This is a genomic window from Bacillus sp. CH140a_4T (assembly GCF_008923725.1).
Lineage (GTDB): Bacteria > Bacillota > Bacilli > Bacillales > Bacillaceae_G > Bacillus_A.
Window position 1 is genome coordinate 752886 of sequence record NZ_WBPF01000016.1, and the last position, 18578, is coordinate 771463.

Sequence of the window (18578 nt, forward strand, 5' to 3'; positions counted from 1 at the left end):
TTTGGCAAAAATTTGAGGTGAAGAAAATGATTTCGGATAAAATTAAATTAACGGCGAAAGATATTTTAGAAAAAGAATTTAAAACAGGCATGAGAGGCTATCAACAAGAAGAAGTAGACAAGTTTCTTGATATGATCATTAAAGACTATGAAGCTTTCCACAAGGAGTTTGATCAATTAAAGCAACAAAATGCTCGTTTAAAGCGTGAATTAGAGGAACAAAAATTAGTAGCAACGCAAGTGCCACAACAACCAGTTGTACAAACACCAGTTGCACAACCTGTATATAACAACACGAATACGGACATTTTAAAACGTCTATCTAATTTAGAAAAAGCTGTATTTGGAAGTAAGTTATACGAATAATTTCTAGTGGTAAAAAGGTTAAAGCATTTTACATAGAAAAAAACATTGCAAAATCTTTTTGTTTCCACTATACTAATGGATGTCATAACGTTTGGGTAATCGCTGCAACGCCAACGTTGTAGAGGAAAGTCCATGCTCGCACGGCCTGAGATGGCTGTAGTGTTCGTGCCTAGCCAATTCATAAGCTAGGGTATTCTGGCTGTAAGGCTGGTTTAACGGCAGGGAAAAAACCTAAGTCCTTTCGGATATGGTTTGACTACCTTTAAAGTGCCACAGTGACGAAGTCCTTGAAGAAATGATAGGAGTGGAACGAGGTAAACCCCACGAGCGAGAAACCCAAATAATGGTAGGGGAATCTTTTCCAAGGAAATGAACGATGGGAAAGGACAGGTTGTATAACCTGTAGATAGATGATTGCCACCGGAGTACGAGGCGTGGGCCGTTTGCAGTACAAAGGAACAGAACATGGCTTACAGAACGTTATGAACCAACTTTGAAATAACTCAGCTCTCCTTTGTTAGAGGAGGGCTTTTTATTTGTATGAAGTTATAAATTATGAGTTAAAATGGTTAATGAGAAAATTCTTCGTAAAATGTAATGGTTAATAGGACAAATTGCTATTAATTATTGTTTAACTATACATAAGAGGTGAATGCAAATGGGAAAAGTTACTTTAATTGCAACAGCGGCAATGGGTATTGAATCGTTAGTTGCCCGAGAAGTTCGTGATCTTGGTTATGAATGCCAAGTGGAAAACAGCAAAGTAACATTTGAAGCAGATGAAAAGGCGATTTGTCGCACGAACTTATGGTTACGTACTGCGGACCGTGTGAAAATTAAAGTTGGCGAATTCAAAGCGACAACATTTGATGAGCTGTTTGAAAAAACGAAAGCATTAAACTGGGGAGATTATATTCCAGAGAACGGAGAGTTCCCTGTAATTGGTAAATCGTTAAAATCTGAGTTGTTCAGTGTTTCAGATTGCCAACGTATCGTTAAAAAAGCTGTCGTTGAAAAATTAAAAACAACATATAAACGTACAACTTGGTTTGAAGAAGATGGTCCGTTATTCCGTATTGAGATCGCAATGCTCAAGGATATTGCAACATTAACAATTGATGCAAGTGGTGTTGGGCTGCATAAACGTGGATACCGTATGGATCAAGGGGAAGCCCCATTAAAAGAAACATTGGCTGCGTCTTTAATTAAGTTAACGAACTGGAAGCCAGATCGTCCTTTCGTGGATCCTTTCTGTGGATCAGGTACAATTCCGATTGAAGCGGCATTAATTGGACAAAATATTGCACCAGGATTTAACCGTGGCTTCGCATCAGATGAGTGGGGCTGGGTTGGTAAACAAAACTGGCGTGAAGCTCGTCAAGAAGCTGAAGATTTAGCGAATTATAATCAACCACTACAAATCATTGGATCAGATATCGATCATCGTATGATCCGAGTTGCTCAAGACAACGCTGAAGAAGTAGGTTTGGGTGATTTAATCACATTTAAACAAATGCAAGTAAAAGATTTCACGACAAAAGAGGATTATGGATATGTTGTAACGAATCCTCCATACGGAGAACGTTTAAGTGAAAAAGCACTCGTTGAACAATTGTACAAAGAAATGGGACAAGTATTCCGCCCATTAGACACATGGTCAGCGTATGTATTAACAAGCTACGAAGCATTTGAAAAATGTTATGGAAAAGATGCATCGAAGAAACGTAAACTATTTAATGGATTTATCCGTACAGATTACTACCAATACTTCGGAAAACGTCCACCGCGTAATTCATAGTATAAAACTCCTCCAGCGCGCATATACTGGCTATTATGTAATGCGTAAAGGAGGACGTGATATGGATAGTTTCCAATTATCGATGATTCAAAAAGCTATTCATCGTACGTATGATGAGATCGGAAAAGAAGTGGATAGCCAAGGTGCGATTGTAGATGAAATACAAAAAGCACAAGAAGAATATTTGTCAGCTCTTTCACACGAAACAGCGATTGATAAACGGTATTTAAAGTCATTAATATAGAAAAAAATTTTCCTTTTTCGAAAGGAAAATTTTTTTTCGTGTATTTCTATGTATGGCAACAGGGGAAAGTGGCTGCACACATATGTGTAGCAGTTGCTATATCTTTTTATAAAAAAACTTTTTGGTTGGAGGCTAAGGATGTTTACTGAGAAGAGATTACCATTTGAAGTAGGAAAACAAGATAATTTTTATGATAAGTTGAATGAATGGATTGGAGATGTGTTTTACGATATCCTTCCGGAAAAAGGCTTTGAAGAGCGTGATGAACAAATTTTTATGGCGTTTCAATTAGAGCGTGCTTTCCAAGAAAAGAAAGTAATGTTCGCAGAAGCGGGTGTAGGAACAGGGAAAACAATTGTATATCTTCTATATGCAATTTGCTATGCGCGTTATACTGGAAAACCAGCTATTATCGCTTGTGCTGATGAAACGTTAATTGAGCAGCTTGTGAAAGAAGAAGGGGACATTGCTAAGTTATCTGAAGCATTAGGACTATCTGTTGATGTTAGACTTGCGAAATCAATGGATAATTATTTATGTTTACGTAAACTTGAAGATGTTATGAGTGGACGAGCTCCAGAAGTAATTGAAGATGTATACTACGAATTACCACAGTTTGTATTCGATCATGGTACGATGCAAAACTTTACTCACTACGGTGACAGAAAAGAATTTCCGCTTTTAAATGATGAGGAATGGTCAAAAGTAAATTGGGATTATTTCCAAGATTGCTTCACTTGTGATTCTCGTCATCGTTGTGGTCAAACTCTTTCTCGTGAACATTATCGTAAAGCGGCAGATTTAATTATTTGTTCTCAAGATTTCTACATGGATCATATTTGGACGTACGATGCTCGTAAGCGTGAAGGGCAAATTCCGTTATTACCTGAAAGTAGCTGCGTTGTATTCGATGAAGGACATCTTGTAGAATATGCAGCTCAAAAAGCTTTAACATATCGCTTAAAGCAAACGATGATGGAGCAACTTTTAACGAGATTATTGCAAAACGATATTCGTGAAGAGTTTGCACATTTAGTGGAAGAAACAATTTGGCAAACAGAGCGATTCTTTGATGTGTTACAAGAAAATAAAAAGGAAATCGCCGGTTCTGATCGTTTAGAAATTACTGTGACAGAAAAAGTAACAGCTGAAGCGAATAGACTTTATGCGAAAATTGGTGAAGTTGGTGATGCATTAGTATTTGAAAGTGAAATGCATACAGTAAACACGTATGACTTAAATATCGTTGATGAACATTTAGATGTGTTAGAACATTCACTTCGTCTGTTTATGCACGAGAAAAATGTAATTACATGGGGTGAAGAAGGTGATGGAGCCTTCACGTTAGTGATTATGCCACGTGCAGTTGAAGAAGTGTTACAAGAGAAAGTATTCTCGAAGAAGATCCCGTACATTTTCTCTTCTGCTACACTATCTAACAACGATTCATTCGCATTTACAGCGAATAGCCTAGGGGTAAAAGATTACTTATCATTCTCAGTTGCCTCACCGTTTGATTATGAGGAGCAAATGGCAGTAAACTTATTATCGCATACGAAAGAAAATGAATGGGAAACAAAGTGTCAATATACACTTGAAAATATACAGAAAACAAATGGACGTACACTTGTATTATTCCGTACAACACAAGAACTTGCAGCGTTTAAAGAATATGTAAGTAAAGAACAAATGTCAGTTCCGTTCCTATATGAGGGGGATCAAGAAATTAGTCAGCTCGTTTCTCGTTTCCAAAATGAAGAAGAGACTGTGCTATGTGCCGTTCATTTATGGGAAGGTTTAGATATTCCTGGTTCATCATTATCACATGTTATTATTTGGTCATTACCATTCCCTCCAAACGATCCTGTGTTTGAAGCGAAGCGTAAACATGTAAATGATCCATTCTGGGATGTAGATGTACCATATATGATTTTACGTCTTCGTCAAGGGATTGGACGTTTAATTCGTACGAGCGACGATAAAGGTGCTATATCAATCTTCTTATCTGATACAGAAGATGAGAAAGTGATAGCAGCGGTGAAAAACGTACTACCAGTAGAAGGTAAAGAATTATAAGGAGAAAGCTTGGCGCTTGCCAAGCTTTTTTTCTATTATAAAAGGAATTTAGATTTCCATGTCGAATTAAGTTTGAGGTAGAAAAGGGAGGTTTTATACGATGACAGTAGCTACATATGAAGTAGAAAAACAATTTTTAACATATGTGAAGAAGATACAAAATTACGGAGAAGCATTAAGTTTAATGTTTTGGGACTTAAGAACAGGTGCGCCTAAAAAAGGTGTAGACCAGCGTTCAGAAGTAATTGGTATGCTTTCATCAGAAGTATTTGTAATGTCGACTTCAGATGAGATGGGGAACTATTTAACAGAACTTGAAGCTTTAATACGTGAAGACAAACTTTCTGAAACGACGAAGAAAATGGTTGAAGAGTGTCGTAAAGAATATGATAGAAATAAAAAAATTCCACAAGCGGAATATGAAGCGTATGTGAAATTAGAAGCGAAAGCGGAGAGTGTGTGGGAAGAAGCTCGTGAAAAATCTGATTTCGAAATGTTCCGTCCGTATTTAGAACAAATAGTTGAATTTAAAAAGAAATTTATTACATATTGGGGTTACGAAACATATAAATATAATACATTATTAGATATGTATGAGCCGGGTATTACAGTAGAAGTGTTAGATCACGTATTTGGTCAACTTCGTGAGCGTATCGTTCCGCTCGTAAAAGAAATATCCGAATCGCAAAAGAGATTAAAGACAAGTGCTTTATCAGAACATTTTTCAAAAGAAAAACAAAAAAACTTTACATTAGAGCTATTAAAGCAATTAAATTATGACTTTGAAGCAGGTCGTCTTGATGAAACGGTACATCCATTTGAGATTACATTAAATAGAGGAGACGTTCGTATTACAACACGCTATGATGAAAAAGATTTCCGTATGGCTGTGTTTGGAACAATTCATGAATGTGGTCATGCTGTATATGAACAAAATATTGCAGAGAAATTTGAAGGTACACCGCTATGTAGTGGAACATCTATGGGTATTCATGAGTCACAATCATTATTCTTTGAGAACTTTATTGGCCGTAATAAATCATTCTGGAAGAAAAATTATGATTTATTAAAAGAGTATAGCGATGGTCAATTCAATGATATATCAGTAGATGAGTTTTATGATGCGATTAACGAATCGAAACCATCATTCATTCGTATAGAAGCAGATGAGCTTACATATTCGCTTCACGTCATGGTTCGTTATGAACTTGAGAAAGAATTATTTGATGGTACATTACAAGTGAAGGATTTGCCAGCGGCTTGGAATGATAAGATGGAAGCATATTTAGGAATTCGTCCGGAAAGCGATGCGCAAGGTGTATTGCAAGATGTTCACTGGGCTGGTGGTTCATTTGGATACTTCCCATCTTACGCGCTTGGTTATATGTATGCAGCGCAATTTAAGCAAAGAATGTTAAAAGATATTCCGAACTTTGACGCATTATTAGAAGAAGGAAACGTAACGCCAATTCGTGAATGGTTAACAGAAAATATTCACCAATATGGTAAAACGAAAAAGCCGCTTGAAATTTTAGAAGATGTAACAGGCGAAGGGTTAAATGCAAATTACTTAGCAGATTATTTAGAAGCGAAGTATAAAGAAATTTATGAGGTATAAAAAAGAGCTGCTTAATTGCAGCTCTTTTTTTAAAAGGGGGATAGAAGAATGGTTTATACATATACAGTAATGACGCAAGAAGAAGCGGAAGAGATTGCATATAACTGGCATTATGAAGGGGAATATTCCTTTTACGATATAGAGGCAGATGAAGAAGATTTAGCTGAGTTTTTACATGATGAAAGTAGAGGGGATCATACATTTTCTGTAAATGAAGATGGCATTCTCATTGGATTTTTTACTGTTTATAAAATAAGTGATGGAACGGTTGATATAGGTCTTGGAATGAAACCTGATATAACTGGAAATGGATTTGGTTTACAGTTCGTAAACGCTGGACTAGCTTTTAGTAAAGGAAAATACGGTTGCAACTATATAACGTTATCAGTAGCGACATTTAATGAGAGAGCAATCAAAGTGTATAAAAGAGCAGGATTTGAAGCAGTTGGTACGTTTGTACAGAAAACAAACGGTAGTTGTTTAGAGTTTTTGAAAATGAATTATATATGTGAAAAATAACAAAAAACAGAAGAGGGTTCTTCTGTTTTTTGCAACTTCATTAACTTTCAGTTGATAGCATGTGTACAGCTATTTCATGCATATCTTTCAAACCTGACACTTGAGCGTATTCAGCAACAGTAATACTACTCGTTGTTAGAAGTTCGATAATATGTTCATCCATTCTTGACCAAGTTTTACCGCCAGCGTTGTCATAAGAGTGAATTAACTTTGTTAGTCCATCCTTTCCAAAGAGTAGATAATGCGATGTGAAATCTATAGATACATCACCTATCCCTACTTCTGTCCAATCGATTACGCCAGTTACCTTACTTTTATTATCAATCAGGATATGACCTGGATGGATATCCCCATGCTTTACTCCTACGTGAGATGGCCAAAAAGAGTCTTCAGCTAGCCATGCTTGCCAACGATCCCATAAGTTTTGATTGATGTGGTATTGTTCCTTCACTCGAGTCATCCTTTGTTTCATAGAAGTTCTTAATTCATTAGCAGTAAGAATTTCAACACCTATATTATTAAATTTTTGCTGAGGTAATGAGTGTAAATTCGCTAGAACTTTTCCTAAGGAAATATAGTATTCAGTTGGTACATCCTTTTCGTTAAAGGTCCATATATAACTTTGTTGTTCTATATCGATAGTAGCGGCAGGAACGCCACTTAGTTGTTTATAAGCAATTAGTTCCTCAGAAAATATAGACCAATCAGGAACTTGGAATTCTGCATGTTTTTTCATGATTTCTAATGCTTCTTTTTCACGTAGAGCATGTCTCATAGATTCTCGTCTACGAGGAATTCGTAGTATCCATTTATCCCCGTTTTGTTCTGTAACGTGTGCTACTTGGAAGTCAACGCCAGATTCATTGATTTCTATTGAATCTTCTAATATATTTAGACCTTCCTGATTTGCTAATTGTTTCACTTTAAGTGTATTCATTTTTATTTCCTCCAAATGTTTATTTTGATTTCAATGTTTTCATATGTTTTCTGTTACGAATTGTTTCTAACTACATCCATATGATTAAAGTAGCGAGATATAAGAAAATGTAATCATAAAAAAACCACAGACGGGCTTCTGTCTGTGGTTAAGAGTAAACGAGGATATAATGAATAAACGTCTCTCTTTGTATGAAAAAATATACGAAAAAAAGACAGATGTATATCTACCTTTCTTCATATGGAAAGTGTATTCTTCCGTTGAAGATTATTAAAAATGTGCAGACTAATCCCGTTTACTCTGCTTTATGAAAACAGAGCCTTTGAACGTATTAAGTTACTTATTGTTCAAAGTTTGCTGACGTAGTCTTCCTGCATGCATCATCTTTAACAATCCTCCTTTTAATAGTATAGTGTTACTATACTTTGTTTATAAGTAAACATCAACAAAAAATACTAGATGTAATATGTAAAAACGAATTAAATAAAAATTTACATTCGGAAAATAGAAGAAATGATGTTAGCTTTTATAATTGGAAGTTTTGGAAGAGGATTTGTATTAGTAGCAAATAGTAAGTTTAGCAAGGAAGGTAGAGGTAAGCATGGTTACAATTAAAACGAAAAATGAAATAGATTTAATGCACGAATCTGGGAAGTTACTTGCTTCATGTCATAGGGAAATTGCGAAAATGATGAAACCAGGTATTACGACAAAAGAAATTAATACGTTTGTTGAAGCATATTTAGAAAAGCATGGTGCAATATCTCAGCAGAAAGGATATAACGGGTATCCATATGCGATATGTGCATCTATAAACGATGAAATGTGTCATGGGTTTCCGGTGGATGTACCTTTAACTGAGGGCGATATTGTAACAATTGACATGGTAGTAAACTTAAATGGTGGTCTTTCAGATTCTGCTTGGACGTATGTTGTTGGAAATGTTTCTGGTGAAGCAGAAAGGCTATTAGTAGTAGCTGAAAATGCTTTGTATAAAGGGATTGATCAGGCGGTAATCGGTAATCATGTAGGAGACATTGGCTATGCAATTGAAAGTTATGTAGCAAATGAAGGTTTTTCTGTCGCAAGAGACTTTACGGGGCACGGAATTGGTAAAGAGATTCATGAAGAACCAGCAATTTTTCATTTTGGGAAGAAAGGGCAAGGGCCTGAGTTGCAAGAAGGAATGGTCATTACAATTGAGCCAATTGTAAATGTAGGTATGCGATATTCGAAAGTAGATTTAAATGGATGGACTGCAAGAACGATGGACGGGAAATTATCAGCGCAATATGAGCATACAATTGCGATTACAAAAGATGGGCCAATTGTTTTAACGACGCTTTGAAATAATATGTAAGAGTTTACAAAACTCGAACGAAAATGATGTTTTGATAAAATTTGTACGTGTTTTGTTAATAAATACTTTTCAAAGTATAAAAAGTGCGTTATAATCCATCTATAAAATAAATAGTTAGCTACACTCATATAATCGCGGGGATATGGCCTGCAAGTTTCTACCGAAGTACCGTAAATACTTTGACTATGAGTGAGGACGAATATATTTGCTTGTTTAGCATTCTTTTTTGCGAAACTCCAAAAGCACGTCTCTCACTTGTAACGAGTGGTGGCGGCTTTTGGAGTTTTTTTATTGCATAAGAGGGGGAACAAACATGAAAGTATTACAAGAAAAGATTTTGAACGAAGGAAAGGTTTTATCTGGTGACGTATTAAAGGTAGATGCTTTTTTAAACCATCAAATTGACCCAGTACTTATGCAAGAAATCGGAAAAGAATTTGCTAAACGTTTTAAAGAAGAGAACATTACAAAGATCGTGACGATTGAATCTTCAGGCATTGCACCAGCTGTTATGGCTGCATTAGAGCTTGGTGTAAAAGTAATCTTTGCAAGAAAACGTAAATCGTTAACGTTACAAGATAATATGTACGTTGCAAACGTATACTCATTTACGAAACAAGAAACGAATGAAATTTCATTATCTCGAAATCATATCGATGAAAATGATCGCGTTTTAATTATCGATGACTTTTTAGCAAACGGTCAGGCTGCTTTAGGTTTAATGAGTTTAGTAGAGCAAGCTGGAGCGAGTATTGCAGGAATTGGTATTGTTATTGAAAAAGCATTTCAAGATGGAGGAAAGAAGCTTCGTGAACAAGGCGTTCGTGTTGAGTCGCTAGCAGAGATTGCATCACTTGATAACAGCACAGTTACATTTGTACAGCAAGAAACTGCGGAGGTGAAATAAACGATGAAGCAACATCCATTTAAAATCGCATCACTTGGTATGCAGCATATGCTTGCAATGTATGCTGGTGCAATTATCGTTCCGCTTATTGTGGGCGGCGGACTTGGTTTAAATCAAAAAGAGTTAACATATTTAGTCTCAATTGATTTATTAATGTGCGGCGTTGCGACAATTTTACAAGCATTATCAAATCGCTTTTTCGGTATTGGACTTCCCGTTGTACTTGGTTGTACATTTACAGCGGTTGGCCCGATGATTGCAATCGGGAAACAATACGGCGTATCCTCTATTTATGGAGCGATTATTGCTGCGGGGTTATTCGTTGTTATTTTTGCGAAATTATTTGGAAAGCTTGTAAAGCTGTTTCCACCTGTCGTAACAGGATCTGTCGTTACTGTAATTGGGGTTACACTTGTTCCAGCAGCAATTAATGATATGGCTGGAGGAGTAGGAAGTAAGGATTTCGGTAGTCTTGAAAATTTAGCATTAGCATTTGGTGTGTTACTATTTATCATCATTATGTATCGTTTCTTTGACGGGTTTATTCGTTCAATCTCTATTTTACTAGGTCTATTGTTCGGTACAATCGTTGCAGCATTTATGGGGAAAGTAAGCTTGCAAGCGGTTGGAGAAGCTGATTGGTTCCATGGTATTCAGCCATTTTACTTCGGTACACCAACATTTGAATTAACACCAATTATTACGATGATTTTAGTTGCTTGCGTAGGGATTGTAGAAGCAACAGGTGTTTACTTCGCATTATCTGATATTTGCAATAAAAAGATTGGCGAAAAAGAATTAACAAAAGGGTATCGCGCAGAAGGATTAGCGATGGTGTTAGGTGGTATTTTCAACGCGTTCCCATATACAACATACTCTCAAAACGTAGGACTTGTTCAACTAACTGGAGTAAGAAATCGCGTTATTATTTATACTTGTGGTGGTATGCTAATCGTTCTTGGGTTCATTCCTAAAATCGCAGCTATTACTACAATCATTCCAAAATCAGTACTTGGCGGTGCAATGTTAGCAATGTTCGGTATGGTTATGGCGTATGGTATTAAAATGTTAAGTAGCGTTGATTTTGGTAAACAAGAAAACTTATTAATCGTGGCATGCTCTGTCGGAATCGGACTTGGAGTTACAGTCGTTCCTACATTATTCTCACAACTTCCAGAAAGCATTCGTATTTTAACTGATAATGGAATTGTACTTGGAAGTGCGTCAGCAGTCCTTTTAAATATCGTATTTAATATGGTGCCGCAGCGTAAAGTGAAAGTAAAAGAAGAGCCAGTTCCTATGCAAAGTGCAGTAAGAGAAGCATAAAAAAGCAAGGTCTCGTTATGAGACCTTGCTTTTCTTTTTAAGTGGCATCATTTTCCCATACGTACCAAGACGCCAAATGTATTCAAGTGGCCCGTATTGATAACGTGACAGCCACCAACGGCTAATAAAGATTTGCAACGTGTAGAAACCGATGCAGAATAGTGGTCCTACCCATAATGGAGCAAGATAATCATTTTTGAACAATAGACCGAATACTAGTAACGTAACGATTGTATGCGAGATGTAATTTGTTAACGCCATTCGACCGACGTATTGGAATGGTCGTAATAATGTTTGCCATTTTTCTTTCTGTAATAAACGCATAAGCGTGAAAATGTAGAAGATGAATAATGTCTTTCCACTAAACATTGTAAAGGCCTGCATATAAATTGGTTCATAAGATGGTTTTGATAAGAAATAACGGACCATGAAGAACCACATTGGCAATGTTAAAATGAACATAATAATTTGCCATTTTTTAAGCTTTGGATCTAACTCTTTCGTACGGCGGAAAATATCCTTTTTGCCGGCATATAAACCAAGTAAAAATAGCCCAACTGTTTCTGGGAGCATGAATGCGTTTAGTCCAATTCCATCAGCATAAAATGCATGGAAACGATTTTGTATTTGTGACACCCAGTCTTCAAGTGGCATGATTGGTAAGGATAATCCAAGTTCATCCTTTGGCATGAAGGCAATACCAATACTAGCAATTAGCATAAGAAATTGAAAAATACTTAATAAAACGATTGCCCATATTAAAATGGTACGAGGCTCTCTCTTATAAAATAAAAATAAGAAAAATCCAGCGATTGCATAAGTATGTAAAATGTCTCCGTCCCATAAAAGAACGTAATGTAAGAAACCAAATAATAATAAAATAAGTAAGCGACGAACAAATAAAGTTTTTGGTCGATCTGTTTTCGCTTCAGCACGAGTCATAAAAATGTAAAAGCCTAGGCCGAATAAAAACGAAAAGATAGTATAAAACTTTGTTTGAATAAACATATCGTAAAACAGACGGATATAGCTATCTAGCCCCTCATAAATTCCTGAAAGATCACGTGAGTCAATCCCAGCGATAACAGGCCAGTTAACAAGAAAAATACCTAGTACAGCTATTCCTCTAATAATATCGATGGAGTGTATCCTCTCGCCTTGTGAAATATTTTGTGTCATTATTTTCCTCCTTGTTAAGTAATTCCCTTTTATTATACAAAATGTAAAGAGGAGGGTATATAGGTAATTTCCAATTTTTAAAACTGTTAAGATGTGTATTATGAGATATAATAAGAGTGCACAACAAGTTTTAACCTTCTTCAAAACAGGCAGTAAAGCTCCTTCTTATAAGGGGCTTTCTTTATGAAAAGTGTTGATAATGATTCTCTTTAATGATAAAATGTATTCAAAAGTGATAATCATTATCAAAAAAGGTTGGTGCATGAGTATGGTGTATGCATTAGTAGCAGGTACAGTCGCTGTATATGCAGTTATTACAAAGTATGTTTTAAATGGAGTAGGAACAGCAAAATGAGTGATATGACATAAAATCCCTTTCATTTGTAAAAAGAATGAAAGGGATTTTTTATTTTTAATGAGAATATGCTGAAAATTTAGTATGATAGTAAAGTGAAACTGTAATCAATGCGGGGATGTATATCCCGTTGATTATTAGCTCGCAAATAGCGGGGAGAAGTATATACATCTTGGATAAAGGGGAACAAGGGGATGACAAACATAGTACAGACAAACGGTATGAAAAAACTTGTTTGTTTTTATGAAGAGTGGCAAAAACACGGCGATGCAGAGAATAGTGTAAAGTTGTTTGAGGTGATTCAAAAATATAAACAAGAGCAGCTTATGATAGCGTTTTGTGGTCACTTCTCTGCAGGAAAATCAACGATGATGAATCATCTATATAAAGCGCAGTTATTACCAACAAGTCCAATTCCGACAAGCGCTAACGTTGTCAAAATTGAAAAAGGGATGGATCGTGTTGTCGTAACAGTTAAGTCTGGAGAACAGTACGAATATGACGGTGCGTATTCAGCTGAAGAATTAAAACAAATTTGTAAAGACGGTGATGAGGTAATTGGTGTTCACATTTATCGGAATGATGCCCCAATTCCTGAAGGTGTTATGTTAGTTGATACACCAGGGATTGACTCAACAGATGATGCCCATCAACTTGCGACAGAATCAACGCTGCATCTAGCAGATGTAATTTTTTATATGATGGATTATAATCACGTCCAATCGGAAGTGAATTTACAATTTGTTAAAGAATTGAAACAACGTAATAAAACGGTTTATCTCGTTGTAAATCAAATAGATAAACATAAAGAAAATGAATTAACATTTGAGGATTATAAAGATAGTGTAAAACAATCGTTCTCTAACTGGGATATTGAAGTAGATGGAGTTTATTATACGTCATTACGAATGATGAACCATCCACATAATGAAATTGGAAGCCTAGAAACATTAATTACATCTATTATGAAAGAAAAAGAGCAGTATGTAAGAGATGGAATGGAGCGCGAAACAGAATATTTAATGGGGGAACATTTCTCGTTTATTCTTTCTGAAAATGAAAAAGCTCTTTTGAAATATGAGGAAGAGTTAGCGGCACCGCTTTCGATTTCAGAAATAGTTGAAAAGAAAGAAGAGCTAACGGAAACTAAACATCGCGAGGCTAGTAAAGAATCTCATGTGAGAAACGAATTTATAAAAGGCTTACAAGCCATATTAGATAACGCGTATTTAATGCCATTTGAGATGAGAGAATTGGCAAATGCGTATTTAGAAACGAAATTAACAAAATTTAAGGTCGGTTTGCTATTTGCGAAAGGAAAGACGGAGCAAGAAAAACAGAGACGTTTAGATGCTTTTTATTCTGCTTTGCAAAAGACTGTTGAAACGCAACTTGATTTCCATGTGAAAGAATTTATTGTTGCCTTCTTAAAAGAAGAAGGATTATTCACAGAGGAAATTGGAAAAGACATATATGCTTTAGAGATTGCTTTTGGACCAGACATGTTAGCTGAGGTCATTAAACAAGGTGCAGGTTTCACAGGGGATTACTTACTTCTTTATACAGCAGATGTAGCGAATGAACTGAAGAAACGTTATTTTACAAAAGCACAGCAAATTTTTGATAAAAGTGCAGTCGTTTTAAAGCAAAAGGTGAAGGAAGCAGTTGCTCGCATTGAAGAAGAGATTGAAAAATATACGATGTTGCAAACGGCAAAAGAAACGAAATTGCAATATAGTAACAATTTGGAGACATATGAAAGTTATTTACAAAATGTTTGGAACGAGCGTGTTGCTACACCTGAAGGATTGCAGATAGAGGAGATATTGCAAAATAAAACACAAATTGTTAGTGAGAAATTCACACTACAAGAGCAGGAAAGCGTAAACGATAACGTAGCGGCTCATGAAGAAGAGATAAAAGGAACGGCAGCTTTAAATATTCAGCGTATATTAGAGAAAGTGAAGAAAGCTGAAACGATATTAGAGCCATTGCCAGCGCTGAAACATGTACAGCAAGAGGTAATAGAAAAAAGGCGTCGTGTGGAAACGAAACAATTTACAGTAGCGTTATTCGGAGCGTTTAGTGCTGGGAAATCATCATTTGCCAATGCATTGCTTGGTGAGAAGGTACTTCCTGTATCTCCAAATCCGACGACGGCAACGATTAATCAAATTTTGCCGGTTACAGAGGCAAAACCACACGGAACAGTAATGGTTCAATTTAAATCAAAGCAAGCTCTATTAGAAGATATGAAAGCTGTTTATAAGCTGTTTCATTATGAGATTACTACGTTAGATGAAGCGTTAGCACAAATTGATAAAGTTATGAAATATCCTTCACCAACCGGGAAGCAAAAAACAACATTTAGTTTTTTACGAGCGGTACAAAAAGGGTATGATACAGTTTCTGCTCATTTAGGGGAGCAAGTACAAGTTACATTAGAAGAGTTTTCTGATTATGTAGCGAATGAAGAAAAATCATGTTTTGTTGAGTACATGGAGCTTTATTATGATTGTGCTTTAACAAGGCAAGGAGTAGCGCTTGTAGACACTCCTGGAGCGGATTCTATTAACGCCCGTCATACGGATGTTGCGTTCCAGTATATTAAAAACGCGGATGCTATTTTATTTGTAACGTATTATAATCATGTGTTCTCCCGTGCTGATCGTGAATTTTTAATCCAGCTTGGTCGTGTAAAGGATACTTTTGCTCTTGATAAAATGTTCTTCTTAATTAATGCGGCCGATTTAGCAGAGTCTGAAGAAGAACTTGAAATGGTAAAAGGGTATATTGCAGACCAGCTATTACAATACGGTATTAGAAATCCGCGTTTATTTGCGATTTCAAGTTTATGTGCGCTTGAAGAGAAACAAGGAAAGAATATTGAAAGAGAGAAGTACGGTATATTACAAAACTCTGGGATTGCTAAGTTCGAGGAATCATTTACATCCTTTATGATGAGAGATTTAATGCTCGTATCTGTTCATGCTTTATATGGTGCATTGCAAGGAGCGGATCAGCTTTTAGTAAATATGATAAATGGTGCAAAGCAGGGGAATGAGGAGAAAGAGAAGCAAACGAAAAAATATGAAGCAGAGCGTGATCAACTACTTCATATTATTTCATCATATAGTGTGCTTGCTGAAGAGCAGGCGATGCAAAATGAAGTGAAAGAATTGCTTTATTACGTGCAACAGCGTCTATTCCTACGCTATAACGATGTGTTTACTGAATTTATTAATCCAGCATCGCTTCGAACGGACGGAAATGTGAAAGTGCAGTTGCAACAGTGCGTTATGGAATTAGTCGCATTTATTCAGCATGATTTATTACAAGAAATGCGTGCGACATCATTACGCCTTGAAAAATGGATAGATGAAGCGATGAAGCGTGCAAAGAATGACATTGTGGTGAACTGTAAAGTAGAAAATGAATCAATTTCTATGAGTGGAACAGTGGATTATGAATATAAAGATATTACACATAAAGAACCGTTCCCTTCAGTGGAAATCAAAGATTTCAAAAAAGCATTGGCACATTTTAAAAATGAAAAAAGCTTTTTTGAAAAAAATGATAAAGCTTTCATGCAAGAAGAGGCTAAAGTTGTATTAGAGCCTTTCGTATCAAACTATGTAGCTGATGAAAAAGATTTATTTGTTCATCATTATAAGCAAGAATGGGATATGAAATGGAACTTATTCCAAAAAGTGATGCAGCAAGATGTGATGAATTATTATGAAAGTATATTATTTGCATTGGCTGAAACGATTGATGTATCACTATATGAACAAAGTAAAGAACAATTGCAAAAGCAGTTAGTGGAGATTGAAAAAGAAATTTATGTGATCTAGTCGTTATGAGAAAAAGATTCGTTCAATTTTCTTTTGCAGTACTGTATCTAAAGATTTGACAAACCCAGCAAATTCATCGGTAGAAATCATATGAGTAAGAACGAGTCGTCTGCCGTCTGGTGTTTCACCGCATAAGACGAATGAAGAAAATTCATATGTTTTGTTTTCTACTACTAATTTTGGATAGGAATACGTGTCGCTTTTCTTCTTCTTTCCATCAATAGAGATGACGTTGCACTTTTTCTCATTGTTGTCCATGGTGAATCCCTCCTTTCTATTATTTATGGTAGACAAGGAGGGATTAGAACAATAGAAAAGAGGGGAATTTTTATGCCTGTTGTAATAGAACCTATTTCGAAAGAAGCTATACCGAAACCTTTATTATTGCTTGCTGATCCAAGTGAGGAGCAAATTGATGCATATGTACAAAGAGGATTAACATATGTAGTTAAGCGAGAAGAGAGAGTTGTCGGTGCATATGTTCTTTTGGAAACAAGACCGAAGACGATGGAAATTATGAATATTGCGGTTGTAGAGCACTTGCAAGGAAAAGGGATTGGAAAGAAGATATTAAGTCATGCTATAGAAACTGCTAAAGGATATGGTATGTCAAAACTTGAAGTTGGTACAGGCAATTCTAGTGTTTCACAACTTGCTTTATATCAAAAATGTGGATTTCGTATTTTTTCTATTGATTTTGATTACTTTTCAAAGCATTATGAAGAAGAGATTATTGAAAATGGGATTGTATGTCGTGATATGATTCGGCTTGCAATGGAATTGAATCAGAACGTATAACTTATTTAGGGGGAAGAGAAGATGGAAGTACATAAAGCAATTACAGCACATTCTCGTAAACAAAATGAAAGTGTAAAAGCATGTTTACAATTAGATGCGCAGCGTGAAGCAGCTATTGAAGCAGCCGTATCTCTTGCGTCAAAGGGGAAAGAATTTTCGGTTGATGTCATTAATGTTGTAACAAAGCAAATTAATGAGCTTGCAAAAAATGGTGTTACACTGCAGCGTAAATATGTTACAGAAGAAATGGTTATGGAGTATGTAAGTCGTTTGCAAGAGAAAGAAGGTCGTTAAAGATGATAGTTACAGTCGAATGGTTACGTGAGCATATAGAAGATGAGAACGTCCGTATAATCGATTGTCGTTTTGATTTAGCGAATCCGAATTGGGGTAGAGAAAAGTATGAGGAAGAACATATTCTTCATGCGTTATATTTTGATTTAAATTTAGATCTATCAAGTCCTGTAACAGAACATGGTGGTCGCCATCCGTTGCCGAATATTGAGGAGTTTGCAGACAAGCTTTCACAAGCTGGTATTGATGAACATACGACAGTAATTGCATATGACAGTCAAGCGGGTGCAAATGCTTCTCGTCTCTGGTGGTTATTAAACTATGTAGGACATGAGAAAGTATATATATTAGATGGCGGATTTCCAGCTTGGAAAGAGAATGGACTACCGATAACAACGGAAATTCCTGTTGCTAAACGAAAAGCATTCAAAGCAAATGTACAAGATCATATGCTTGTAACGATGGAAACGGTCAAAGAGAATATTCATGCAGGTGCAGATGTTACGTTAATTGATTCTAGAGAGCCAAAACGTTATGCTGGTGTAGAGGAACTTGTTGATTCAAAAGCAGGACATATTCCAGCAGCAGTAAACTATTTTTGGAAGGATGGAATTGCACAATCAGGACAATTTAAGAATGAAGCTCAGCAACAAGAACGATTCCAAAATCTTTCGAAAGATAAGGAAACAATTGTGTATTGTGGTTCTGGTGTGACAGCATGTCCAAATATCCTTGCATTGAAATTAGCTGGATTCCAAAATGTTAAATTGTATGCAGGTAGCTGGAGTGATTGGATTTCTTATCCAGAAAATCAAATTACAAAAGAAGAAGATTAATCACTTGCATGCAAAAAAAATTTGTATTAAAATAAGGTCACAAGCAAGAAATTGCTCGAAAAACTTTGTATTTTACACATGAGAAACAATGTGATAATATAACGACAAGTAA

At 35.9% G+C, this 18578-nt stretch carries 16 protein-coding genes, 1 other RNA gene and 1 riboswitch; of the genes, 14 read left to right on the plus strand and 3 right to left on the minus strand.

The window, feature by feature from the left end:
• Positions 1-26: 26 nt before the first annotated feature.
• From gpsB to F8162_RS19520, 7 genes are all read left to right on the plus strand, one after another.
• The gene (gene gpsB / locus F8162_RS19490; RefSeq protein ID WP_000622425.1) at positions 27-365 is read left to right on the plus strand and encodes a cell division regulator GpsB; all 339 of its coding nucleotides are present in this window, start codon (positions 27-29) and stop codon (positions 363-365) included.
• 87 nt (positions 366-452) lie between these two features.
• Positions 453-843: RNase P RNA component class B (gene rnpB, locus F8162_RS19495), an RNA gene on the plus strand.
• 180 nt (positions 844-1023) lie between these two features.
• On the plus strand, positions 1024-2163 hold the full coding sequence (locus tag F8162_RS19500; protein WP_000521238.1) for a THUMP domain-containing class I SAM-dependent RNA methyltransferase: 1140 nt from the start codon (positions 1024-1026) through the stop codon (positions 2161-2163).
• 61 nt (positions 2164-2224) lie between these two features.
• Entirely contained in the window at positions 2225-2407 is a 183-nt protein-coding gene (locus tag F8162_RS19505; protein WP_000376887.1) for a DUF3921 domain-containing protein, read from the plus strand.
• A gap of 138 nt (positions 2408-2545) precedes the next feature.
• Entirely contained in the window at positions 2546-4483 is a 1938-nt protein-coding gene (locus F8162_RS19510; protein WP_151631045.1) for an ATP-dependent DNA helicase, read from the plus strand.
• Positions 4484-4583: 100 nt separating this feature from the next.
• The gene (ypwA, locus tag F8162_RS19515) at positions 4584-6101 is read left to right on the plus strand and encodes a carboxypeptidase (protein ID WP_151631044.1); all 1518 of its coding nucleotides are present in this window, start codon (positions 4584-4586) and stop codon (positions 6099-6101) included.
• A gap of 48 nt (positions 6102-6149) precedes the next feature.
• A complete protein-coding gene (locus F8162_RS19520) occupies positions 6150-6620 on the plus strand; it encodes a GNAT family N-acetyltransferase (protein WP_151631043.1) in 471 nt (156 codons plus the stop codon).
• A gap of 40 nt (positions 6621-6660) precedes the next feature.
• Here F8162_RS19520 and mphL read toward each other — a convergent pair whose 3' ends face one another.
• Complete coding sequence (mphL, locus tag F8162_RS19525) at positions 6661-7557, minus strand: macrolide 2'-phosphotransferase MphL (protein WP_151631042.1); 897 nt, start codon at positions 7555-7557, stop codon at positions 6661-6663.
• A 601-nt stretch (positions 7558-8158) separates the two neighbouring features.
• Here mphL and F8162_RS19530 point away from each other — a divergent pair.
• The 3 genes from F8162_RS19530 to pbuX all read left to right on the plus strand — a co-directional run bounded on the left by F8162_RS19530 (position 8159) and on the right by pbuX (position 11150).
• Positions 8159-8905 (plus strand): type I methionyl aminopeptidase, encoded by a 747-nt coding sequence (locus tag F8162_RS19530; protein ID WP_151631041.1) that lies wholly within the window; start codon positions 8159-8161, stop codon positions 8903-8905.
• 116 nt (positions 8906-9021) lie between these two features.
• A riboswitch (purine riboswitch) is annotated at positions 9022-9123 on the plus strand.
• 107 nt (positions 9124-9230) lie between these two features.
• Positions 9231-9824 (plus strand): xanthine phosphoribosyltransferase, encoded by a 594-nt coding sequence (locus F8162_RS19540; RefSeq protein WP_151631040.1) that lies wholly within the window; start codon positions 9231-9233, stop codon positions 9822-9824.
• Between the two features lie 3 nt (positions 9825-9827).
• The gene (gene pbuX / locus F8162_RS19545; RefSeq protein WP_151631039.1) at positions 9828-11150 is read left to right on the plus strand and encodes a xanthine permease PbuX; all 1323 of its coding nucleotides are present in this window, start codon (positions 9828-9830) and stop codon (positions 11148-11150) included.
• A 15-nt stretch (positions 11151-11165) separates the two neighbouring features.
• Here the strand turns inward: pbuX and F8162_RS19550 are convergent, their stop codons facing one another.
• On the minus strand, positions 11166-12329 hold the full coding sequence (locus F8162_RS19550; RefSeq protein ID WP_151631038.1) for a DUF418 domain-containing protein: 1164 nt from the start codon (positions 12327-12329) through the stop codon (positions 11166-11168).
• A 549-nt stretch (positions 12330-12878) separates the two neighbouring features.
• Here F8162_RS19550 and F8162_RS19555 point away from each other — a divergent pair.
• Entirely contained in the window at positions 12879-16538 is a 3660-nt protein-coding gene (locus tag F8162_RS19555) for a dynamin family protein (protein ID WP_151631037.1), read from the plus strand.
• Positions 16539-16541: 3 nt separating this feature from the next.
• Here F8162_RS19555 and F8162_RS19560 read toward each other — a convergent pair whose 3' ends face one another.
• Positions 16542-16796, minus strand: coding sequence for a DUF3931 domain-containing protein (locus F8162_RS19560; protein ID WP_000369740.1), 255 nt, complete (start codon positions 16794-16796; stop codon positions 16542-16544).
• Between the two features lie 72 nt (positions 16797-16868).
• Between F8162_RS19560 and F8162_RS19565 the strand changes: the two genes are divergently transcribed.
• The 3 genes from F8162_RS19565 to F8162_RS19575 are packed head-to-tail and all read left to right on the plus strand — an operon-like array spanning position 16869 to position 18466.
• On the plus strand, positions 16869-17336 hold the full coding sequence (locus F8162_RS19565) for a GNAT family N-acetyltransferase (RefSeq protein ID WP_151631036.1): 468 nt from the start codon (positions 16869-16871) through the stop codon (positions 17334-17336).
• Between the two features lie 21 nt (positions 17337-17357).
• Positions 17358-17630, plus strand: a complete 273-nt coding sequence (locus F8162_RS19570; protein WP_151631035.1) for a YpbS family protein — start codon at positions 17358-17360, stop codon at positions 17628-17630.
• A 2-nt stretch (positions 17631-17632) separates the two neighbouring features.
• Positions 17633-18466, plus strand: coding sequence for a sulfurtransferase (locus F8162_RS19575; RefSeq protein ID WP_151631034.1), 834 nt, complete (start codon positions 17633-17635; stop codon positions 18464-18466).
• Positions 18467-18578: the final 112 nt, after the last annotated feature.